The sequence below is a fragment of the Candidatus Arsenophonus triatominarum genome, from assembly GCF_001640365.1.
GTDB lineage: Bacteria > Pseudomonadota > Gammaproteobacteria > Enterobacterales > Enterobacteriaceae > Arsenophonus > Arsenophonus triatominarum.
On the sequence record NZ_LWMI01000014.1, the window covers coordinates 227219 to 249386 of the forward strand.

Here is a 22168-nt window from a genome sequence, read left to right on the forward strand (position 1 = left end):
CAAAATGTCCCTTAATTAAACCAGAAGTAACAGTGCTAACATCAACACTGCCCCTAACCCCATAGAAACCAAATACCAACGGATCTGCCCATTCTGGCTTAACGTTAAGCCTTTATTGCCCCAACGTGACATCACAGCGGGAATATTCATTAATGAATTGACAGGATCATTTGCCAATAATTGAGCAATTGCTTTAAATGGTTTTACAAAAATAAGGTTATAAAGTTGGTCAAATCCCCAAGCCTGATACCCCCAAACAGTAAAGAAACGCCCTGCTGCGCTTTTAGCAATTGATTTAACAACCTTACGTTTGCCCATATAGAAGAATACCGCCAGTGCCAACCCCAATAATGCAACAATTGCTGAAATTATTTCTAGCCTAACTTTACCCGACTCATTGATTATTTCATTGACAGGAAATATGCCCGCTAACGGTTGAACAATCTGTGCACCAACAACCGTAGATAATACTGCTAATACCGCTAACGGCAGAGTATGACTAATACCGCCGACAGTTTGAGCTGAGGTCTGTTTTTTGCCATGGAAGACAATAAAAATCATACGGAAGGTATAAAGTGCGGTCATAAATGCGCCAACTATACCAGCCCAGAGTAAAACTGTTTCTCCTTGAAGGGCTGCTCCCCATAAGATATCGTCTTTACTATAAAAACCAGCAGTAACTAGTGGTATTGCCGCTAGCGCGCCGCCGCCGATTAAAAAACAACCATAAACAAAAGGTAACGTTTTACGTAAACCACCCATCTTGAATATATTTTGTTCATGGTGACAGGCAACAATCACTGACCCTGCGGATAAAAAGAGTAAAGCTTTAAAGAAAGCGTGGGTCATTAAATGAAAAATAGCCGCATCCCAAGCCTGAACACCTAGAGCTAAAAACATATAACCTATTTGACTCATCGTCGAATAAGCCAATACGCGCTTGATATCTGTTTGTACTAAGGCCGCAAATCCAGCCAATATCAGGGTGACTGCACCAATAATAGCGACTAAGTGCAATATTTCCGCCGCCATCAAAAATAGGCTATGCGTGCGAGCGATTAAATAAACCCCGGCAGTTACCATCGTTGCTGCATGAATAAGCGCAGATACTGGGGTTGGCCCCGCCATTGCATCGGCTAACCAGGTCTGCAAAGGTAACTGGGCAGATTTACCGACTGCACCGCCAAGGATCATTAGCGTAGCCCAATTAATCAGCGAAGAGCCTGCACTAATTTGTTGTGGTACCAGTATGCTCAATTGATGGAAATTGAGGGTGCCAAATTGGTTATAGAGAATAAACATGCCAATGGCTAAAAATACATCACCAATCCGCGTGACAAAAAAAGCCTTCATGGCTGCTTTGCCATTTTCTGGATTGGTATAATAAAAACCGATTAGCAAGTAACTACATAACCCGACGCCTTCCCAACCTAGGTACATTAGTATCATGTTATCAGCCAAAACTAAAACAACCATACTGGCAATAAACAAATTGGTATAAGCAAAAAAACGAGAATAACCTTCTTCACCACGCATATACCAAGAAGCGTATAGATGAATTAAAAAGCCGACGCCTGTCACAACTGCCAACATGGTTAACGATAAACCATCAAGCACCAGTGTAATTGGAATGTTAAAGTTGCCTACTGCTATCCAGTGCCACAATGTCTGACGATAAGCATAACCACCGTCAGTATTATTAGCGCAAAAATCAATTGCTAGCCAAAATGTTACCAGTGCTGCCAACCCTACCGAACCAACCCCGATGATAGCGGACACATTTTCCGACCAACGTCCGCGAGAGAATGCGAGCAGTAGAAATCCCAATAGTGGCAGCAGAATGGTTAAATAGAGTAAATTCATCCACGCATCTCACTGACTTCATCAATATTAAGGTTCTGGCGATGACGATGAAGTTGCAATAACAACGCCAATCCTATACTTGCTTCCGCGGCAGCCAAGCTAATCGTTAGAATATACATGACTTGACCATCAGCTTGTCCCCAATAACTACCCGCCACCACAAAAGCCAATGCGGCTGAGTTAATCATTATTTCTAATCCAATTAACATAAAGAGAAGATTGCGCCGGATCAGCAGACAACTTAAGCCTAAAACAAATAAAATCGCCGCTAAAATTAAACCATGTTGCAGAAGGATCATACTTGTTCCTCCACATCGGAATGACTATCAAGAGAGTTAAGCCGCTTTTCACGCCCAATATGAAATGCCACGACAAGACCCGCCAATAACAATAGAGAAATCAGTTCAACGGCTAACAGATAAGGACCAAATAAGCTCATACCAACCTCCTTAGCACTAATCATCTGACCTTTTATCTGGCTATGTTTTATTGAAACAATGGCATAGATAATCACGCTAAGTAAAACCACTGAAAGGATAGCTGGGCCAATCCATACTTTTGGTTGTAGCCAGGCACGCTCCTGATCAACGACTGATTTACCTAAATTAAGCATCATGACCACAAACACAAACAGCACCATAATAGCCCCTGCATAGACGATAATCTCTAAGGCACCGGCAAAATAAGAACCAACCGAGAAGAAAACGATCGATAAAGCTAACAGGGAAACGATCAGATACAACAGCGCATGTACTAGATTGGTATGTGTTATTATCCTAAGCGTCGCCCAAATAGCCACCAATCCAGCGACATAAAATGCAAATTCCATAAACATCGCTCCTTATGGCAACAAATCTTTAACATTAATAGGTTTAGCTTCATTGTCCGCTTCACCTTTATCTTTACCACTAATCGCCATACCCGTTTTGTGATAAAAATTATAATCTGGATATTTACCTGGCCCTGAAATCAACAAATCTTGTTTTTCATAGACCAGATCTTGGCGTTTATATTCCCCCATTTCAAAATCAGGCGTTAGTTGAATAGCGGTAGTCGGACAAGCCTCTTCACATAAACCGCAGAAAATACAACGGGAAAAATTAATCTGGAAAAATTCCGGATACCAACGGCCATCTGGCTGTTCCGCTTTTTGTAATGAAATGCAGCCAACCGGACAAACTACCGCACATAAATTACAAGCCACACAACGTTCTTTACCATCAGGATCTCGGGTCAATACAATAAGCCCGCGATAACGAGGAGGTAAATAAACCGGCTCCTCCGGGTACATTTTCGTTTCACGTTTATGAAAAGCATGTAGCCCGATCATACAAATACTTCGTATCTGGGTGGCCAAACCAACCACTAACTCTTTTAATGTCATGGCTCAATCCTCCCTTATTAAGCGTTGCATAGAATAACTGCTGCGGTTGCTAACAGATTGATCAACGTCAATGGCAAACACACTTTCCAACCAAAAGCCATCACTTGATCATAACGCGGACGTGGTAATGAGGCGCGAACAAGAATAAACATCACCATGAAGAAGGCTGTTTTTAATGCAAACCAAATAAAGCCAAGTAAAAATGGGCCAAGCCAGCCGCCGAAAAATAAGGTCACAATTAATGCAGAAACGGTGACAATACTGATATATTCGCCGACGAAAAACAGACCAAATTTCATACCAGAATATTCAATATGATAGCCATCGGCCAGTTCTTGCTCTGATTCAGGTTGATCAAATGGATGCCGGTGACAAACAGCAACACCCGCGATGACAAAGGTTAAAAAGCCGAAAAATTGTGGAATAATATTCCATAATCCAGCTTGCGAATTGACAATATCAATTAAGTTAAAGGAGCCAGCTCGGGCAACGACCCCCATTAATGAAAGGCCGAGAAAAACTTCATAACTTAACGTTTGAGCTGAGGCGCGCATCGCGCCTAATAAAGAATATTTATTATTACTTGACCAACCTGCAAACAGTACCGAATAAACCGCTAAGCCAGCCATCATGAAAAAAAACAGCAGACCTATATTAAGATCAGCAACATACCAAGTTGCGCTAACCGGAATAATGGCAAACACCAATAACATGGAACAAAAGGCAATTACTGGTGCCAACATAAAAATGCGCTTATCTGAAAATTGTGGGATCCAATCTTCTTTAAATAACATTTTAATCATATCAGCAGCAATCTGTAATGAGCCACCCCAACCTACCCGATTAGGTCCATAACGATTCTGGAACAGTGCCAATAAACGACGTTCGCCAAAACTCATTAAAGCGCCGCAAATAACCACCACCAGCAAAATAACTATTGCTTGTAGAACAGCAATAATCGCTGCGGTGACATCAGCAGAAAATAGGGTCATTATGTCGCCCTCCGTAAATTTTTCACCGCCATACCTGCCATCGTTGGTGCAATCCCAGGCATACCTAAAGGTAAACCAATCTGTCCTGGCGCCAAATGATAACTGAGACGAACTGGCAATCGATAAATTTGCCCACCATAACTGAATTCAAGCACTGTCCCAGCTTTAACAGCCAAGTTTTCAGCATCCTGAGTATTGAGCATAATATAAGCTTCTGGCATACGTTGTTGTATTGCTTCGGCTCGCTGTGAGGTTTCATCGCTACCAAATAAATGATAGTAAGGTGCAACCGTCCATTGGTTATCTTGCCGCTGCCAAGCAAGCGGAATAACAGTAAAATAATCTAAGTGACTATCAGTTGAATTAAATAATCGGATCCCCGGATCGCCAAAACGTAAATGGCCACCGACTTCAGCTTGAAACTTATTCCACGCTTGAGGTGAATTCCAGCCTGGCGACCAAGCAAACGGAATTTGTTGGCGAATAGCGGTGGGGCTATTGTTACCTTCCATCGAAAAAGCAAATGGCGTATCAATGTCACATGGTTGACCAGGTTCACTGACCTCTATATCAGCCAATATTGAGGTACGTCCACTATAACGCTGGGGCGAACGGGCTAATTTTTGTCCATGGATACGGAATGTGGCATTAGGTGCCGCATCGACAATAGCCGCAAACTGCGGCATAGCGGTTATACAGGCCTGGATAACATGATCTAATTGAGACCAATCGATTTGACGTGTTTCGAGCTCTGCCTGCAATGAATGTAACCAACGCCAACTTTCATTGATGGCAATATTAGGTTGGTAATAAGTCGGATCAAACACCTGAAAATACCGTTGCGCCCGACCTTCACTATTAATTAATGTTCCAGTGCTTTCAGCAAAGCTGGCAGCGGGTAAAATCAGATCCGCCTGATCCATAATAGTAGTATGTTGATGATCCGCAACAATCAATTTATTCAGCTTTTTCAGAGCATTATTAACATTATCAACATTACTATGCCGATAAAGATCATTCTCCATTACCACCGCAGTATCAACTTCACCGGATGAAATACGCTCCATTGCCATATCTAACGATTGAGCATTCATTAAAGCCAAGCCAAAGCTATTAGCTTCAGCTGCAATATAGCTAATTCCAACTTCAACATTTTTCGCTTTTAATGAAAAAGCAATATTAGCGGCGGCCTGGATAAGTGCTTCACTACCGGCATTACTACCACTAATAATAAGTGGTTTTTTGGCCTGCAATAACGCTGCAGCAACTAATTCAACGTTTGCTTTAATATCCGCCGGCAAATCATTCACAGCTGGCGCCTTGCTGTCCAAAACATGGGCAATAGCAAAGCCAAAGCGAGCTTGATCATCAACCGGCGCCCGATAATTTAATGCAGCAACATCATCTAAACGGCTATCATCAATATTAGTGATAAATAATGGGTATTTAGCCCGTTGGCCAATATTTAACACGGCGGCGATTTGCCAATCTGCCACTTTTTGTGCTTCAGCCATTGCTCTTGCTTTACCTTTAACCGCCTGACGAACCGCTAATGCTATACGAGCCCCAGTTTGGGTTAAATCCTCCCCCAAAACCAGCACCGCGTCATAATTTTCAATTTCACGCAATGTCGGCGTATAGACGCCTCCTTTTTGCAGAATATTAACCATTAGTTCGAGATGACGTTGTTCTGCTGTCGATATACCTGAATAAAAATTTTCTTCGCCAACCAGTGCCCGTAATGCATAATTGCTCTCGACACTAGCTCTTGGTGACCCAATACCGATAGTCTTTTTTGCTTGGCGTAAAATTTTGGCGCCCGTTTGCATCGCCTCCATCACCGAAATAGTGTGTCGTTTTGCTTTTTTAACTAATTGAGGCTGACGGGGTCGATCTTTACGATTAACATAACCGTAACCAAAGCGGCCACGATCACATAAAAAATAGTGATTTAACACCCCATTATAACGGTTTTCAATTCGGCGTAATTCACCATAACGTTCACCAAGGCTAGTATTACAACCAATACTACACTGTTGACATATTCCTGGTGCAAATTGCATATCCCACTTGCGATTGTAACGTTCAGAATGGGTTTTATCAGTAAAAACCCCCGTTGGGCAGATCTCAACTAAATTGCCTGCAAATTCACTCTCTAGCGTACCGTCTTCCACCCTGCCAAAATAGACATGATTATGGGCGCTATAAACCCCCAGATCGGTGCCATCAGCATAATCTTTGTAATAACGAACACAGCGATAGCAAGCGATACAACGATTCATTTCGTGACCAATGAATGGACCTAGATCCTGATTATGATGTGTTCTTTTGGTAAAACGATATTTACGCATTGTATGACTAGTCATCACCGTCATATCTTGTAAATGACAATTGCCGCCTTCTTCACAAACTGGGCAATCATGTGGATGATTTGTCATCAACCACTCAACAACACTTGCACGAAACTGCTTGGCTTCATCATCATCGATGGAAATATAGGTTCCATCAGAAGCCGGTGTCATGCAAGACATTACCAGACGACCACGTGTATCGTCAGCATTTTGATATTGCTTAACTGCGCATTGACGGCAAGCACCAACACTTCCTAACGCTGGGTGCCAGCAAAAGTAAGGGATATCCAGACCCAGAGAGAGACAGGCCTGCAATAGGTTTTCAGCCCCATTTACATCATATCGTTTGCCGTCTACATATATTGTAGCCATAGTCAGCATGCTTCCTAATGGCCTGCTTTTTCAGCAGGCGTTAATCAAAAATTCAATCGACTTAAATATGTTTTTATTCAGCTTAGCGTAAGTTATCACCAACGCTGCTTTAACAAATTTGGTTGAATGCCAGCAATTGGACTCAAGTTGGCAAAATTCTGTTGGCTAATGCCAGTTTCAAATTCAGCACGAAAATATTTGATAGCACTCTGCAAAGGTTCTACCGCACCGGGTGCATGAGCACAAAAAGTTTTACCTGGCCCAAGAAAGCGACAAAGTTGCTCTAATGTTTCAATATCGCCTGGTTGTCCTTCACCACGCTCTAACGCCTGTAGAATTTTCACACTCCAGGGTAAGCCATCCCGACACGGTGTACACCAGCCACAGGATTCGCGAGCAAAAAATTGCTCTAAATTGCGGGTTAAAGAAACCATATTAATTTCATTGTCAACCGCCATGGCAAGCGCGGTACCCAGGCGGCTACCTGCTTTAGCGATACTGTCGAAATCCATTGCTAAATCGAGATGCGCTTCGGTTAGAAAGTCGGTACCAGCCCCGCCTGGTTGCCAGGCTTTAAGCGTTAAACCTTTACACATTCCACCGGCATAACCTTCCAAGATCTCGCGAGCAGTGATACCAAAAGGTAATTCCCATAACCCTGGATTATTAACCCTCCCGGAAAATCCCATCAGCTTAGTTCCGGCATCTTTACTTTTACCTTCGCTAAGGCCGAGATACCACTCTTTACCATGTTCAATAATCGCAGGCACGTTACAAAGTGTTTCCACATTATTGACACAAGTCGGCTTACCCCAGGCACCGGATGTTGCCGGAAAAGGCGGTTTTGAGCGCGGATTTGCCCTGCGCCCTTCAAGGGAGTTAATCAGCGCTGTTTCTTCACCACAAATATAGCGCCCAGCACCGGTATGCACAAAAAGCTCAAAGTTAAAATCAGTACCCAGAATATTCTTACCTAATAAACCCGCTGCTTTCGTTTCCTCAATCGCTTTTCGCAAATGTTTGGCAGCTTCGATATATTCACTACGCAGGAAGATATATCCACGGTACGCTTTTAATGCAAAGGCACCAATTAACATTCCCTCGATCAACAAATGCGGTAGCTGTTCCATTAAAAGACGATCTTTATAGGTTCCAGGCTCCATTTCATCCGCATTGCAAAGTAGATAACGGATATTCATGCTGTCATCTTTCGGCATCAAACTCCATTTGAGACCGGTAGAAAAACCAGCACCACCACGACCTTTAAGACCAGCATCTTTAACTAAGCTAACAACTTGATCTGGCGACATACTTTTTAGAGCATTTTTAGCACCTTGGTAACCATTTTTACTTAAGTATTCCTCTAACCAGACCGGTTGCTGATCTTCACGTAACCGCCAAGTTAATGGATGTGTCTGCGCACTACGGGTAATTTGTCGCTGTGTTGTCATGGATACTGCTCCAATAGCCGTTGAATATCAGATGGCTTTACATGACTATGGGTATCCTCATCAATCATCATAGTCGGACCTTTATCACAGTTACCCAGACAACAAGTTGGTAATAAGGTAAACCGACCATCAGTAGTTGTTTGGCCGGGCGCAATCTTCAATAATTTGATAATTTCAGCCTCAATACATTGATAACCAGTAATATGACAAACCACACTGTCACAATAACGAATAATATGGCGACCAACAGGTTGGCGATAAATTTGACTGTAGAAGGTGGCCACTCCTTCTACATCACTAGCAGGAATACCTAACAGATCGGCAATTGCATAAATAGCACCATCTTCCACCCAACCGTGTTTTTTTTGTACAATTTTCAATGCTTCAATTGAAGCGGCTCTGGCATCTTCATAGTGATGTTTTTCTTGCTCGATCTCTTCTCGCTCTTCTGTCGTCAAGGCAAAATCATGTTTGGTGTGAGACTCTACCATGTTAGCGACATCAAGCCTCTTATGCTGTTGATTGGGATTAAATTCATCTTGCATCATTAACGATCCACATCTGACATGACAAAATCAATGCTACCAAGGTAGACAATAAGATCAGACACCAGGCTGCCTCTGATCACCGCAGGAATTTGCTGTAAATGGGCAAAACTTGGTGTACGAACGCGGGTGCGATAACTCATAGTATTACCATCACTGGTCAGATAGTAACTATTGATCCCTTTTGTTGCTTCAATCATCTGAAAAGCCTCATTTGCAGGCATAACTGGCCCCCATGAAACTTGTAAAAAATGATTAATCATGGTTTCAATATGCTGCAAAGTGCGCTCTTTCGGTGGTGGAGTGGTTAGGGGATGATCGGCTTTAAATGGTCCTGCAGGCATATTATTTAAGCATTGCTTAAGAATACGCAGGCTTTGCCGCAGTTCTTCCACTTTTAACATCACACGATCATAACAATCGCCATTGTTGCCGATAGGAACTTCAAATTCAAAGTTTTCATAACCTGAATAGGGTCGCCATTTACGAATATCGAAATTAAGGCCCGTCGCACGTAATCCGGCGCCAGTGACCCCCCAATCTAATGCTTCTTTAGTCGTGTAAGCAGCTACACCAACTGAACGCCCTTTAAGAATACTATTATGCAATGCTGCCTTGACATATGAATCCAATCGCTTTGGCATCCAGTCAAGGAACTCCTGCAATAGTTTTTGCCAGCCTTTCGGTAAGTCATGAGCAACACCACCGATCCGAAACCAAGCTGGATGCATACGGAAACCGGTGATCGCTTCAACAATGTCATAAATTTTCTGACGATCGGTAAATGCAAAGAAAACCGGTGTCATGGCACCGACATCCTGAATAAAGGTACTGATATAGAGTAAATGGCTGTTAATACGAAATAACTCTGACAACATAACGCGGATAGTCTTAACCCGATCAGGAACGTCAATTCCTGCTAGTTTTTCTACCGCTAATACATAAGGCATTTCATTAACACAGCCACCTAAATACTCAATGCGGTCAGTATAGGGAATATAACTGTGCCAGGATTGACGCTCGCCCATTTTCTCTGCACCGCGATGGTGGTAACCAATATCCGGTACACAGTCGATAATCTCTTCACCATCTAGTTGCAGTACAATACGAAAGGCTCCGTGAGATGAGGGATGATTGGGGCCCAGATTCAAGAACATAAAATCTTCATGTTCGTTGCCTCTCGCCATTCCCCATTCTTCGGGTTTAAAGGTCAGTGACTCCATCTCTAAATCAAGCTTTTGTTTGGTTAAAACAAAAGGATCAAATTCAGTGGCCCTGGCCGGATAATCTTTACATAACGGATGTCCTTCCCAGGTCATTGGCATTAATAACCGTCGCAAATTCGGATGGCCATTAAATGTTATGCCAAACATATCCCATACTTCACGTTCATACCAATTAGCATTGGGAAATAAAGAAACGATAGAGGGAATATTAAGATCTTTCTCACTAAGCGCCACTTTCAACATAATATCGCGGTTACGCTCAATGGAAATAAGATGGTAAAAAACGGAAAAATCCGCTTCAGGCAAACTTTGCCGATATACTCTTTGCCGCTCATCAACCCCATGTAGGTCAAACAGTATTACATAAGGTTTAGGCTGTTTTTTCAAAAACTCTATTACGGCAAGAAGTTGTTCACGCTTGATCCATATAACCAACATTCCGGTACGAGTTGATTGAATGGTGAAAGCATCTGGACTGAATTGGTTACGCAGTGTCAAAATTATTGGATCATCACAATAATCATAAGTTTGCCATGCCGGCCTGACACTCTCTTGCATTATCTGATCTGTTATCATTATGCACCACAACGGCTTGATCAGGTTTATTACGACCGCAACACATTACTTCTGTTACGCTGAATAGCTTATATTTTTAAGCCTTATATTTCATCGGGTGTTCGTAGCGTTTTGACCGCTATTCTTTCACCACGCTTACACTCTTTTTCAGATTGCATATTGGCGCGATAAACACCCTGATCGCCGACCACCCACGATAATGGACGACGTTCTTTACCAATCGATTCTTGTAATAATAATAAAGCTTGCATATAAGCTTCAGGGCGTGGTGGACAACCTGGTATATAGACATCAACAGGAAGAAATTTATCAACCCCCTGTACAACAGAATAAATATCGTACATACCACCAGAGTTAGCACATGCCCCCATAGAAATTACCCATTTAGGCGCTAACATTTGCTCATAAAGTCGTTGAATAACAGGTGCCATCTTAGTAAAACAGGTTCCGGCAACAACCATAAAATCAGCCTGTCGCGGTGATGCCCTTAGTACCTCAGCACCAAATCGGGCAACATCATGCACCGCAGTGAAAGAAGTCACCATTTCAACATAGCAACAAGAAAGGCCAAAATTGTACGGCCAAAGAGAATTCTTTCTGCCCCAATTCACCATATTATGTAAAGCATGCTCTAATTTGCCCATATAAACACTACGATGAACATGCTGCTCTAATGGATCTCCGACAACTTGCTGTGTTTGCAAGGGATAACGGTCATTCTCACCATTTAAGTCAATGCGAGTGAGCGTATAATCCATCTTTGAATGCCTCAATTTTACTAGGGGTGACGATTGTTGGTTTTAATTATTTCACTCGGTTTTGCAACATGGCGACGTGAACGCACTGGCGTCCAATTAAGTGCCCCAATACGAACCAAGTAGAATAAGCCCACCAATAGCACCAAAATAAAAATACTTGCCTCAATAAAGCCTAACCAACCGCTTTCTTTAATAGAGACTACCCACGCATAAAGGAATAACGCTTCAACATCGAAAATAACAAAAAACATTGCAACCAAGTAAAATTTGGCTGATATACGCAAACGGGCACTACCAACAGAATTAATGCCCGATTCATAAGGGATATGCTTTGCTCTGGCTTGGGATCTACCACCGAGGTAATAAGCACCAAATAACATTAAGGAACACAGACCAAGAGCACCGATAAGATATATTGCAAAAGCCCAATGATGAGCAAATACTTCAATAGATGTAGACATACTCGCTGCTTACTCATTATAAATAAAAACGGTGTCATTGCTTTGCTCTTGAATTAGCGCAATATTACACCAATCTAACCATAAATTAGATGAGAAGAAAAAATTACAATGACAGACATACATCAATTTTCTTCAACTTAATTCTTCTCACCACTATTTTGTTTTATAGAATAACGCTCTCTTCACACCTTTATACCTTACAACTGTAAATCAAAAAATCTCGCCAGCTAAAACGTGACAGCTCATTCAACTAATACTAATAGTTAGTAACTAGTATAACTGATATTTCGTTTTTACTACACCATTATCTCAGGAAAAACCTGTTTTAAAACCACTTCACTTCCGCTATTTTATGATCACGCGCACAATTCTGTTAAAAAAACTCAATTGATCATAAAACAATCAATTTTATTTGATTATATTAACGACTGTCATTTTTCACAAATTTATAAATAACCCTAATTATTAGATAAAACCCAAACCTTTTAAGCCACAATAAATTTTTGCCAAACACGAGTTTCGCAATCTCCAAAAAAGAAGTATAAATTTAAAAAGCAAGAAAAAATTAGGGTGTTTATATTTTGTCCGGTTATCCATGCATTAAAAATATCTATAAAACATTCTTACAAGTAAGCAGTGTAAGATACTCTGGTTTGGTGTTATCAGAACTAAGCCCATCGCCTTTATCTCATGACACTATTAGTCGATGGCTAGTTTTCGACCTAAAGACCTATGGCGATTAGTTCAACCTTCTATAGACAAAAAAAGCCCTTGCGTACTATAGCTAGGCGACTTAATTTTGATTACAAGGTGTGTTATGAGTTATACAATTGATTTTCGACGTAAAGTAATATCTGTAAGGAAAGCCGAAGGTTTAACAATTCGAGAAACTGCGAAACAATTCCGTATTGGAAAAGCCTCTTTAGTACGTTGGCTTAAACGACCAGAGCCAAAAAATTCAACGCCACGTAAGAGGAAGCTCGATAAAAATGCTTTAGCAAAAGATGTGGAACAGTATCCAGATGCTTACCAAAAGGAACGGGCAGAGCGGTTCGGTGTTTGTAAAAAGACTATTTGGCAATCCCTTAAAAAGCTGGGATTAACCTATAAAAAAAACTCTATTCCATCCAAAAACCAACGAAAGCGACAGGCTGGCACATCAGCAAAAAAGACAACAGTATGAAAAAAAAGATAAATCTGTTGTTTTTATTGATGAAAGTGGTTTTTCACATGACACTCCACGAACTCACGGCTATTCCCCAAAAGGTCACCGTTGTTTTGGCCTGAAAAACTGGGGTGCTAAGGGAAGAACAAATGTTATTGGCGCTTTATTGGGAACAACCCTTTTTGCTATCGGATTATTTGATTGCAATATTAACCGTGATGTTTTTTATGTTTGGATCACAAAAATATTGCTCCCAGAACTTCCTGAAAATTCTGTTATTTTTATGGACAACGCTAGCTTTCACAAAGGTAAGAATATTGAACAGGCAATTATAAACGCAGGACACCAGATAGAATATTTGCCTGTGTATTCACCAGATTTAAATCCTATAGAACATAAATGGTCTCAAGCTAAACGTAAAAAGATGGAAACAGGATGCACTATCGATGACCTGTTTTTAATACATATGCTGTAATCAAAATTAAGTCGCCTAGCTATAATTGCCGATGATACATTGATTGCCAAAACACGTAGTAAAAAAATAGAGATGATCCATTATCAATATTCAGATAATGAACATGATGTTATTGCTGGCATAGGTTTAGTTAATTTACGTTGGCATAATCTAACAACTGTTGAATCAATTCCTATTGATTATCGTATTTATGATAAAGATTCTGATGGAAAAACAAAAAACACGCACTTTTCCGAAATGCTCGCTCTTGCTAAAAAAAGAGGGATCATACCAAAAGCGGTAGTGATGGATGCTTGGTATTCTAGCCTGGATAATCTGAAATCAATTCGCTCTCATGGTTGGGTCTGGGTAACCACGCTGAGGAAAAACAGGATTGTTAACCATAACAAACAACTGAACAAGTTAGACATCTCAGAAGAAGGAACTCCAATACACTTACGAGGCTACGGTTGGGTGACTGTTTTCAAATTTACAGCCAAAAACGGCCGTATTGATTACAGAGTAACAAATAAAGATAATCCCACCCGTCAATACGTCAAATCTATCATGGATGCCCGTTGGTCTGTTGAAGTTTATCATCGAAAAGTTAAACAAAATTGTGGTATTGAACGCTGTCAGGCTCGCACGAGCCGAGCGCAAAGAAATCATATTTTTCTCGCTATTTCTGCGTGGTTTGAACAACATAAACGTCGTATTATCTGAAAAAATAACCCTTTATCAACAAAATTGGGACGTAATCAAAAATGCTATTACTGAGAACATCCGTGTTTTATTAGCGTACCCAAATTTAGTTTTGTGCGAAACTCGTGCCAAAATAAAATTTAATTCCATTGATAAGAAATATTTAAATAATTTTTGTTAAACAATTCTTTTCTTTATCACAATAATACACGAGTTTCGTACAGGCATATAAAATTCCAGAAATGGCTTAAAAGCAATGGCTAATTTGCAAGTTACTAAAACGTATAAATTTGTTTAAATTACAATAAGTTGCTTTTAATTTATAAGATTTTGTCTATTTATATATTATGCTGAATAAAACTTAAAAATAGAGCGTTTTTTTATTGGTGCGAAACTCGTGTAATAAAGAATATTTTTATGTACTAATATTTTTAGCTATTGTCAGCTAAATAAAAATAAGCTTTTCTAGGGAAAATAAAAAATGCACTGCTATAACTATATAAAATAGAGAAACAGTGCAGGAATACAGGAATAATAGCAGCGCTCGCCACATTTAACTTAAATAACAACATTAACTAAAGCGTAATTTACTAACCTTCAGATTTATAATATTTCTTTATTAATTGTCTCGCTAATCGGCTGTACTATTATAAGGTGTTTTCTTATTTTTAATTGCACCAAATACAGTTAAAATAGCCTCGTTTTGCTCATTAATATTACGGTATAACCAATAACGAATTTCGGGTAAGCGGGGTAAACCATCACTTTCGCTTAGTATTCTTAAATCACCAGTCTGCATTTCTAGCGGACGCGCAGTGATACCGACTTCTGCATTAACAGCGGCAAGTACTGCCGATAACGAAGCTGCTTCATAAGCAATACTCCATTTGATACCCGCAGCATTAAGGGTACTTATCGCTATTTCACGAAATGGATTGGTTTCATCCATAACAACCAACGGAACTGACTCATTTAATTGATGCTGAAAATCAGGTGCACAATGCCAAAGGATCGGCGCAGAACGTAACAACGCACTTGGATATTGACTCAATTCTGTGGGTATTAGTGCTAAATCAATTTCACCATTATCCAGCATTTTTTTAATAAGATGGGCGCGCTTTATATAAATATCAACAACCATACGCGGATATACTGATGCGATACGATTAAGTAAAAATGGTAATAAAGTATTGGTAGTGTCATCAGAAACACCAACTCGCAACTCACCCTCAGCATCATTATATGTTAGTGAAGCTGAAGCATCATCATTAGCCCGTAATATTTGCCGCGCATAACCTAATAACTGCAAACCATGATCCGTTAATAATTTATTGCGGCCATGGCGTTCAAAAAGCTCACGGCCCACTAACTGTTCTAAACGCTGCATTTGTTGGCTAACGGCTGATTGAGTACGACAAACAGCTGCAGCAGCTGCCGCAAATGTATTAAGATCAGCAACAGCAACAAAAGTCCTAAGTAAATCAAGATCGAGATTCATAATTGGGCGATTTGAATTTATCATTTTATTCTCTTATATAATTCCTGGTGTTTTTACGAATTCAATAGATATTAAAATCATTGATAGTTAAAGAAGTAAAGATAAAACCTTACATATTAAAATTTATTTCTATTAATGCAGTATTTATTACTGTGTATACACTTTTATTAACTTAAATTGTTTAATAATAAGCATGTTTTACATATTGATAAAAAAAATGCCAATGAGAATGTTCCTCTTCTCGTTTTTAATTAGAATAATTTTTAATTCCAGTCCTATGCCAAAATAACGATTTTTCAAACAGCAAGAAAATAGGTCATTCTCAACAAAATAACTGTCAAAGATAATGCAGCTAGGAAAAACTATTAATTGATAATCAGCAACAAAACTCTATTTGCCCAGATACGGCAATAACATATTAACTTTAATTATATGTTATAAAAACAATATTTCTATCATGAAACCACCAATGGTTTGTAACAAAAAATGCACTGCCAAATCTATTCACTAAGTAATTTATTCTTTGTATACTAAATGTCATCTCATACCTAAAATATAAGACTAACTTATGCGAGATTTTTGAATTTATTTATCTAATTAAGTCATATAAAAAGTTCATTTAACCTAATTTAATTATTTAAACCAACCTTTTCTACCAAAAAAAAGCCTATATCTTCAAAATTTTTCCAACTAAGAGTAGAGTGTGAATATAAATATGCAGCAAAATTTCCTCAAATTCTATTAACGTTGAGATTCAAACAGAGTAAATGAATACAATAACTAAATCCAATAAATTGGATAACGTATGCTACGACATAAGAGGGCCCGTTCTTAAAGAGGCCAAACGTCTTGAAGAAGAAGGCCATAAAGTTCTTAAACTTCATATTGGTAATCCAGCGCCTTTTGGTTTTGAAGCGCCGGATGAAATTTTATTTGATGTTCTACGTAATCTTACTCACTCACAAGGTTACAGTGATTCAAAAGGAATTTACTCCGCCCGCAAAGCAATCATGCAACACTATCAAGCTAGAGGAATGCCTGACATTAATATCGAGGATATCTTTATTGGTAATGGTGTTTCTGAACTCATCGTGCAATCGATGCAAGCCTTATTGAATAATAACGATGAAATGTTAGTCCCAGCTCCTGACTATCCGCTATGGACTGCCGCGGTATCTCTTTCCGGTGGCAAAGCTGTACACTATAGATGTGATGAAGAACAAAATTGGTTTCCCGATCTAGATGATATTCGCAAAAAAATTACCCCTCGAACACGTGGTATTGTCATAATTAATCCCAATAATCCTACTGGTTCTGTTTACAGTAAAGCATTATTGATGGAAATTGTCGAAATCGCTCGTCAGCATCAGCTGATTATTTTTGCCGATGAGATCTACGATAAAATTCTTTACGATGATGCTGAGCATCATTCAATTGCCGCGTTAGCACCGGATCTATTAACCGTTACTTTTAATGGTTTATCAAAAACTTATCGGGTTGCTGGTTTTCGTCAAGGCTGGATGGTGCTTAATGGCCCGAAAGAAAATGCCAAAAGCTATATTGAAGGCTTAGAAATATTAGCCTCCATGCGGCTTTGTGCTAACGTTCCTATGCAACATGCAATCCAAACCGCATTAGGCGGTTATCAAAGTATTAACGAATTTATCTGTCCTGGTGGGCGATTATATGAACAACGTAATCGCGCCTGGGAACTGATTAATGAAATTCCTGGGGTATCATGTGTTAAACCGCAAGGTGCTTTATATATGTTTCCCAAAATTAATATTAAAAAGTTCAATATCTCAAACGACCAAAAAATGGTACTTGATTTACTCTTACAGGAAAAAGTTTTATTGGTTCAGGGAACAGCTTTTAATTGGCCTGAACCCGATCACGTCAGAATTGTTACGCTACTTTATGTTAGCGAGCTTGAAGCTGCAATTAATAAATTTAGTCAATTCCTACTAAAATATCGCCAATAGTTATCCAATAATAGAACATTCTTAATCTACATTAAGGATGTTCTATTTTGTTATTTACTTGTTAATCTAATCAATCCACAATGCTTATCACTATAACAATCCCATGAGGACAGTCTATGAGTTATTTTTTTGCCCATCTTTCTCGGATGAAATTAATTAATCGTTGGCCATTAATGCGCAATGTACGTACCGAAAATATTTCAGAGCATAGTTTACAAGTTGCCTTTGTCGCTCATGCCCTTGCTTGCATTAAAAATCGAAAATTTAATGGCCAACTCAATCCTGAACGTATTACACTGCTCGCTATGTATCATGACGCCAGTGAAGTGATCACCGGTGATCTGCCAACACCAATAAAATATCATAACCCACAAATTGCTAACGAATACAAAAAAATTGAAAAATATGCTCAGCAAAAACTTATTGCTATGCTACCAGAAGAATTACAACAAGATTTTCAGCCGATTTTGGATGATGAATATCATACTGAGGAAGAACGCGCTATCGTTAAACAGGCGGATGCACTTTGTGCCTATTTAAAATGCTTAGAAGAGTTATCTGCAGGTAATACCGAGTTTAATCTAGCTAAAATGCGACTTGAAAAAACACTTTCTGAACGTTATAGCGATGAAATGCAATACTTTATTGAAGTTTTTGTGCCCGGATTCAGCCTATCTTTAGATGAAATTAGTAGCTAATAAGTTATATAACATATAAACAGTATTATCATCTTACTGTTTGTTACATAAAATAGACGATAACTTTAAAATGGAAACAATTGATAAACAATAACAATAGTGATAGCCATAGCTAAAACAGTAAAAGAAACCCCCAAATTTAACAAAATCACTGAATTTATAGGCATCAAAATTAGAGTATTAACCGGTGAAGAAACTGGGGTCATAAAAGCCGCGGAAGCAGCAACACTTATCACCATAGCAAAAGGTATTGGCGAAACACTCATATGATTAGCAATATTAATGGCAACCGGTGCCATTAATATTGCTATTGCGGTATTAGTTGCCACAATAATTTATTATAATAAAACAATATCATCACTATAATTCACCATTCATTCACTAAAAATCAAAGCTCAATCCAACCATTGTTTCTATCATCTTGATATTTAGCTGTAGTAGCTCAGACTTGAGCTGACAGTTGCCGGTTATTTATACAGTACCTGTCAGGTTAAATTTGATTTAAATCTTTCTCTTTCCAAAGTTGTTTTCCATCGTGTAAAGTTGCCATAGGAGTTCGACCGCAACACATTTTTCCTTGATGAGTGCGTTGGTTATTATATTCCGCTAACCATTTATCTAAATCAGCTTGTAATTCATCTAAAGCCCTATAGATTTTCTTACGAAAAGCCACCTGATAGAACTCTTGTAATACAGTTTTATGAAAGCGTTCACAAATCCCATTGGTTTGAGGTGAACGAGCTTTAGTTTTTGTATGATCAATATCATTGATAGCGAGATAAAGTTGATAATCGTGATGTTCAACTTTACCACAATACTCACAGCCTCTGTCCGTCAGTATAAGTAACACCGGTAACCCATGCTGGGAATAAAAAGGGAGAACCTTGTCATTTAATAAATCTGCCGCCGTTATCGCGCTTTTTGTTGTGTAAAGCTTACAATGAACGACTTTACTATAAGTATCAATGTAAGTTTGTTGATAAACACGACCAACGCCTTTTAAATGACCGACATAAAAAGTATCTTGTGAATCCAGATAACCTGGATGCGCTGTTTCAATCTCACCACAGGCTTCATCATCTTGCGCTTTCTTTTCTAGAGCACTGATTTGTGATTCTGACAGGATAATTCCTTCTGTTGCGATTTTATCTTCAAGCGCTTTTAGGCGTTTTGTAAAATTATCGAGATTATGGCGCAGCCAAATAGAGCGAACGCCACTCCCCGAAACAAAAATGCCTTTTTTTCTTAGTTCATTACTACTGCGGTGTTGACTGTGTGCAGGGTATTCAATCGCATACTCAACTACAGCGCTTTCAATCTGTTCATCTACTCTATTTTTTACGTTAGGCACCCGTCGATTTTGATTAATTAAAGCGTCTATCCCACCATCGTTAACAAGTTCCTGGTAGCGATAAAACGTATCTCGGGATACCCCCATAATCTTACAGGCTTTTGATACGTTATTAAGCTCTTCAGCGAGATTAAGTAACCCGACTTTATGTTTGATGATAGGATTATTTGTTTGATACATAGAATTACCTTTTATTTAATTATCTAATGATGTTAATTAAAACCGGTAACGCTCTTTTTTAAATCAGAATTGTCAGATTAAGTCTGAGCTACTACACCCATGTAAGCCGTGATATAATCCGGTCTTTTCTTCCAGTTTTTAGCTATCATCCGGCATGAAATATGATGCTGATAATGTAAGCAAATAATGTTATATCCATCGATATCATATTTTTTTAATCCGGCTACTGCTTTATCAACTATTTCGCCTTCCTCATCGCTTAGCCAGGGTCTGTCATCATCGAATTTAACAGGAGCAATGGTAGACATACCTTTGTATTCGGTTCCAATTCGGCTCATGCTCCAGTTTCCCCATCCTTCGAGTAAATCTTTTACGTGCCTACTCATCTCCCCTCCGGCAATAAAATATGAATAGGGGCATGGGTATTAACCATAATGCCCTGCTTTGAATGCTGGTTTCTTGATTACGCTATTTCCCAAATGGTGATAACCAGTTTTCCGCCCTTAATGATTTCCTTGCGCTCAACGTGCAACACATCTATCTGAGAATCATCAATTATCAAACCACCATGGCAGAGTGCATCAATCGGTGCTTTCATCAGGTTATCTAAATCTCGCTTGCGACGGTCAGGTGGATAGACCCCTATCTCAACCCCTAAACGTTGCGATAATCGCTTACCGAGCTTCTGATGCAGAATTTCAGCGACTACCGACTGACGGTATAGCTAGGCGACTTAATTTTGATTACAGCATATGTATTAAAAACAGGTCATCGATAGTGCATCCTGTTTCCATCTTTTTACGTTTAGCTTGAGACCATTTATGTTCTATAGGATTTAAATCTGGTGAATACACAGGCAAATATTCTATCTGGTGTCCTGCGTTTATAATTGCCTGTTCAATATTCTTACCTTTGTGAAAGCTAGCGTTGTCCATAAAAATAACAGAATTTTCAGGAAGTTCTGGGAGCAATATTTTTGTGATCCAAACATAAAAAACATCACGATTAATATTGCAATCAAATAATCCGATAGCAAAAAGGGTTGTTCCCAATAAAGCGCCAATAACATTTGTTCTTCCCTTAGCACCCCAGTTTTTCAGGCCAAAACAACGGTGACCTTTTGGGGAATAGCCGTGAGTTCGTGGAGTGTCATGTGAAAAACCACTTTCATCAATAAAAACAACAGATTTATCTTTTTTTTCATACTGTTGTCTTTTTTGCTGATGTGCCAGCCTGTCGCTTTCGTTGGTTTTTGGATGGAATAGAGTTTTTTTTATAGGTTAATCCCAGCTTTTTAAGGGATTGCCAAATAGTCTTTTTACAAACACCGAATCGCTCTGCCCGTTCCTTTTGGTAAGCATCTGGATACTGTTCCACATCTTTTGCTAAAGCATTTTTATCGAGCTTCCTCTTACGTGGCGTTGAATTTTTTGGCTCTGGTCGTTTAAGCCAACGTACTAAAGACGCTTTTCCAATACGGAATTGTTTCGCAGTTTCTCGAATTGTTAAACCTTCGGCTTTCCTTACAGATATTACTTTACGTCGAAAATCAATTGTATAACTCATAACACACCTTGTAATCAAAATTAAGTCGCCTAGCTATATCGTTGGTTTTAAATTTTCATAACGACAGTTAATAATTTCAAATAAAATCATTTTTTCCACATCACTACCGAATTGGACACCCACCTCGTCGATAATAAGCAGGTCTGGTGAAGCGTACATTTCAATTACATCTGACTCACGTTCTTCTGAATCCTTCGCCCATGTTGCCTTAAAGTTTCGGGCAATTTTAATAGCTGATGTCAGCCTGACCGAAGCCATGAAGTTTTCAATAATCGATTTCCCTATTCCAATTGCCAAATGGTTTTTTCCTGTCCCTGGCTTACCACACATAACCAATCCTCCGCCTTGTTTCAACCTTTCAGGCCATTTTGCAGCATAGGACTTACAAACAGCTAAACACTGTCTGGCGTAACTATTGATGGGTTCATAGTTATCCAGTGAAGCCATATCAAACCGTTTCGGAACATTGAAAAATTTTAGTAAATTAAGCTTTTCTTGATGAACTCGCTTGAGCTCAACCGCTTGATACTCCTGCTCTAGCGCTATTATTTTTTCTCTCAGGCATTCAGGACATTCACCTTGTGTTTCCATCC

Annotated in this window: 21 protein-coding genes and 4 pseudogenes; 6 read left to right on the forward strand and 19 right to left on the reverse strand. The window is 39.3% G+C overall.

All coding sequences use genetic code 11. The features are described from left to right. Positions 1-15: 15 nt before the first annotated feature. The 11 genes from nuoL to AYJ55_RS13680 all read right to left on the reverse strand — a co-directional run bounded on the left by nuoL (position 16) and on the right by AYJ55_RS13680 (position 11979). A complete protein-coding gene (gene nuoL, locus AYJ55_RS13630) occupies positions 16-1863 on the reverse strand; it encodes an NADH-quinone oxidoreductase subunit L (protein WP_063656931.1) in 1848 nt (615 codons plus the stop codon). After that, a complete protein-coding gene (gene nuoK / locus AYJ55_RS13635) occupies positions 1860-2162 on the reverse strand; it encodes an NADH-quinone oxidoreductase subunit NuoK (RefSeq protein WP_026822041.1) in 303 nt (100 codons plus the stop codon). The genes nuoL and nuoK overlap by 4 nt, the downstream gene beginning before the upstream one ends. Then, a complete protein-coding gene (gene nuoJ / locus AYJ55_RS13640) occupies positions 2159-2692 on the reverse strand; it encodes an NADH-quinone oxidoreductase subunit J (RefSeq protein WP_063656932.1) in 534 nt (177 codons plus the stop codon). Before nuoJ ends, nuoK begins: the two co-directional genes overlap by 4 nt. Positions 2693-2704: 12 nt before the next feature. Further along, positions 2705-3247 (reverse strand): NADH-quinone oxidoreductase subunit NuoI, encoded by a 543-nt coding sequence (gene nuoI, locus AYJ55_RS13645; protein WP_063656933.1) that lies wholly within the window; start codon positions 3245-3247, stop codon positions 2705-2707. A 17-nt stretch (positions 3248-3264) separates the two neighbouring features. After that, positions 3265-4239 (reverse strand): NADH-quinone oxidoreductase subunit NuoH, encoded by a 975-nt coding sequence (nuoH, locus tag AYJ55_RS13650; protein ID WP_063656934.1) that lies wholly within the window; start codon positions 4237-4239, stop codon positions 3265-3267. Continuing rightward, positions 4239-6971, reverse strand: a complete 2733-nt coding sequence (nuoG, locus tag AYJ55_RS13655; protein ID WP_063656935.1) for an NADH-quinone oxidoreductase subunit NuoG — start codon at positions 6969-6971, stop codon at positions 4239-4241. The genes nuoH and nuoG overlap by 1 nt, the downstream gene beginning before the upstream one ends. Positions 6972-7057: 86 nt before the next feature. Next, complete coding sequence (gene nuoF, locus AYJ55_RS13660) at positions 7058-8413, reverse strand: NADH-quinone oxidoreductase subunit NuoF (protein ID WP_063656936.1); 1356 nt, start codon at positions 8411-8413, stop codon at positions 7058-7060. Beyond that, positions 8410-8904: an NADH-quinone oxidoreductase subunit NuoE gene (gene nuoE, locus AYJ55_RS13665; protein ID WP_245677378.1), complete on the reverse strand. Its 495-nt coding sequence runs from the start codon at positions 8902-8904 to the stop codon at positions 8410-8412. Before nuoE ends, nuoF begins: the two co-directional genes overlap by 4 nt. A gap of 56 nt (positions 8905-8960) precedes the next feature. Beyond that, a complete protein-coding gene (gene nuoC, locus AYJ55_RS13670; protein WP_162505568.1) occupies positions 8961-10760 on the reverse strand; it encodes an NADH-quinone oxidoreductase subunit C/D in 1800 nt (599 codons plus the stop codon). An 83-nt stretch (positions 10761-10843) separates the two neighbouring features. Continuing rightward, positions 10844-11518, reverse strand: coding sequence for a NuoB/complex I 20 kDa subunit family protein (locus AYJ55_RS13675; RefSeq protein WP_063656937.1), 675 nt, complete (start codon positions 11516-11518; stop codon positions 10844-10846). A 20-nt stretch (positions 11519-11538) separates the two neighbouring features. Continuing rightward, positions 11539-11979 (reverse strand): NADH-quinone oxidoreductase subunit A, encoded by a 441-nt coding sequence (locus tag AYJ55_RS13680; protein WP_063656938.1) that lies wholly within the window; start codon positions 11977-11979, stop codon positions 11539-11541. Between the two features lie 581 nt (positions 11980-12560). On the opposite strand from AYJ55_RS13680, the pseudogene AYJ55_RS30825 reads away from it, so the two are divergent. The 4 genes and pseudogenes from AYJ55_RS30825 to AYJ55_RS13695 all read left to right on the forward strand — a co-directional run. After that, positions 12561-12760: pseudogene (locus AYJ55_RS30825) on the forward strand (IS701 family transposase); the annotation flags it as partial. A 36-nt stretch (positions 12761-12796) separates the two neighbouring features. Continuing rightward, entirely contained in the window at positions 12797-13162 is a 366-nt protein-coding gene (locus AYJ55_RS13685) for an IS630 transposase-related protein (RefSeq protein WP_063653415.1), read from the forward strand. Then, on the forward strand, positions 13131-13619 hold the full coding sequence (locus tag AYJ55_RS13690) for an IS630 family transposase (RefSeq protein ID WP_063653499.1): 489 nt from the start codon (positions 13131-13133) through the stop codon (positions 13617-13619). The genes AYJ55_RS13685 and AYJ55_RS13690 overlap by 32 nt, the downstream gene beginning before the upstream one ends. 18 nt (positions 13620-13637) lie before the next feature. Continuing rightward, positions 13638-14406 (forward strand): annotated as a pseudogene (locus tag AYJ55_RS13695) (IS701 family transposase); the annotation flags it as partial. Between the two features lie 525 nt (positions 14407-14931). Here AYJ55_RS13695 and AYJ55_RS13700 read toward each other — a convergent pair. After that, complete coding sequence (locus AYJ55_RS13700) at positions 14932-15822, reverse strand: LysR substrate-binding domain-containing protein (protein WP_063656940.1); 891 nt, start codon at positions 15820-15822, stop codon at positions 14932-14934. A 743-nt stretch (positions 15823-16565) separates the two neighbouring features. On the opposite strand from AYJ55_RS13700, the gene AYJ55_RS13705 reads away from it, so the two are divergent. Continuing rightward, a complete protein-coding gene (locus AYJ55_RS13705; protein WP_063656941.1) occupies positions 16566-17780 on the forward strand; it encodes a pyridoxal phosphate-dependent aminotransferase in 1215 nt (404 codons plus the stop codon). A gap of 116 nt (positions 17781-17896) precedes the next feature. Beyond that, the gene (yfbR, locus tag AYJ55_RS13710) at positions 17897-18478 is read left to right on the forward strand and encodes a 5'-deoxynucleotidase (RefSeq protein ID WP_032114680.1); all 582 of its coding nucleotides are present in this window, start codon (positions 17897-17899) and stop codon (positions 18476-18478) included. 65 nt (positions 18479-18543) lie between these two features. Here the strand turns inward: yfbR and AYJ55_RS29110 are convergent. The 7 genes and pseudogenes from AYJ55_RS29110 to AYJ55_RS13735 form a co-directional block, all read right to left on the reverse strand. Beyond that, positions 18544-18801 (reverse strand): annotated as a pseudogene (locus AYJ55_RS29110) (SLC13 family permease); the annotation flags it as partial. A gap of 167 nt (positions 18802-18968) precedes the next feature. Further along, positions 18969-20009: an IS481 family transposase gene (locus tag AYJ55_RS13715; protein ID WP_063656942.1), complete on the reverse strand. Its 1041-nt coding sequence runs from the start codon at positions 20007-20009 to the stop codon at positions 18969-18971. A 77-nt stretch (positions 20010-20086) separates the two neighbouring features. Continuing rightward, a complete protein-coding gene (locus AYJ55_RS13720) occupies positions 20087-20395 on the reverse strand; it encodes an antiterminator Q family protein (protein WP_063656943.1) in 309 nt (102 codons plus the stop codon). 77 nt (positions 20396-20472) lie between these two features. Beyond that, positions 20473-20718 (reverse strand): annotated as a pseudogene (locus AYJ55_RS26220) (RusA family crossover junction endodeoxyribonuclease); the annotation flags it as partial. A gap of 34 nt (positions 20719-20752) precedes the next feature. Beyond that, positions 20753-21286, reverse strand: a complete 534-nt coding sequence (locus AYJ55_RS13725) for an IS630 family transposase (RefSeq protein WP_162505291.1) — start codon at positions 21284-21286, stop codon at positions 20753-20755. Then, positions 21210-21575: an IS630 transposase-related protein gene (locus AYJ55_RS13730; protein WP_063653415.1), complete on the reverse strand. Its 366-nt coding sequence runs from the start codon at positions 21573-21575 to the stop codon at positions 21210-21212. Before AYJ55_RS13730 ends, AYJ55_RS13725 begins: the two co-directional genes overlap by 77 nt. A 33-nt stretch (positions 21576-21608) precedes the next feature. Then, the gene (locus AYJ55_RS13735) at positions 21609-22166 is read right to left on the reverse strand and encodes an ATP-binding protein (RefSeq protein ID WP_063656944.1); all 558 of its coding nucleotides are present in this window, start codon (positions 22164-22166) and stop codon (positions 21609-21611) included. Positions 22167-22168 lie beyond the last annotated feature (2 nt).

Coding starts and splice junctions, on each gene's coding strand:
- yfbR (WP_032114680.1), top strand. CDS start 17,897: ATGAGTTATTTTTTTGCCCATCTTTCTCGGATGAAATTAATTAATCGT.
- nuoL (WP_063656931.1), bottom strand. CDS start 1,863: ATGAATTTACTCTATTTAACCATTCTGCTGCCACTATTGGGATTTCTA.
- nuoC (WP_162505568.1), bottom strand. CDS start 10,760: ATGATAACAGATCAGATAATGCAAGAGAGTGTCAGGCCGGCATGGCAA.
- AYJ55_RS13680 (WP_063656938.1), bottom strand. CDS start 11,979: ATGTCTACATCTATTGAAGTATTTGCTCATCATTGGGCTTTTGCAATA.
- AYJ55_RS13685 (WP_063653415.1), top strand. CDS start 12,797: ATGAGTTATACAATTGATTTTCGACGTAAAGTAATATCTGTAAGGAAA.
- AYJ55_RS13715 (WP_063656942.1), bottom strand. CDS start 20,009: ATGTATCAAACAAATAATCCTATCATCAAACATAAAGTCGGGTTACTT.
- AYJ55_RS13735 (WP_063656944.1), bottom strand. CDS start 22,166: ATGGAAACACAAGGTGAATGTCCTGAATGCCTGAGAGAAAAAATAATA.
- AYJ55_RS13675 (WP_063656937.1), bottom strand. CDS start 11,518: ATGGATTATACGCTCACTCGCATTGACTTAAATGGTGAGAATGACCGT.
- nuoI (WP_063656933.1), bottom strand. CDS start 3,247: ATGACATTAAAAGAGTTAGTGGTTGGTTTGGCCACCCAGATACGAAGT.
- nuoH (WP_063656934.1), bottom strand. CDS start 4,239: ATGACCCTATTTTCTGCTGATGTCACCGCAGCGATTATTGCTGTTCTA.
- nuoE (WP_245677378.1), bottom strand. CDS start 8,904: ATGGTAGAGTCTCACACCAAACATGATTTTGCCTTGACGACAGAAGAG.
- nuoG (WP_063656935.1), bottom strand. CDS start 6,971: ATGCTGACTATGGCTACAATATATGTAGACGGCAAACGATATGATGTA.
- AYJ55_RS13720 (WP_063656943.1), bottom strand. CDS start 20,395: ATGAGTAGGCACGTAAAAGATTTACTCGAAGGATGGGGAAACTGGAGC.
- nuoF (WP_063656936.1), bottom strand. CDS start 8,413: ATGACAACACAGCGACAAATTACCCGTAGTGCGCAGACACATCCATTA.
- nuoJ (WP_063656932.1), bottom strand. CDS start 2,692: ATGGAATTTGCATTTTATGTCGCTGGATTGGTGGCTATTTGGGCGACG.
- AYJ55_RS13700 (WP_063656940.1), bottom strand. CDS start 15,822: ATGATAAATTCAAATCGCCCAATTATGAATCTCGATCTTGATTTACTT.
- AYJ55_RS13730 (WP_063653415.1), bottom strand. CDS start 21,575: ATGAGTTATACAATTGATTTTCGACGTAAAGTAATATCTGTAAGGAAA.
- AYJ55_RS13705 (WP_063656941.1), top strand. CDS start 16,566: ATGAATACAATAACTAAATCCAATAAATTGGATAACGTATGCTACGAC.
- nuoK (WP_026822041.1), bottom strand. CDS start 2,162: ATGATCCTTCTGCAACATGGTTTAATTTTAGCGGCGATTTTATTTGTT.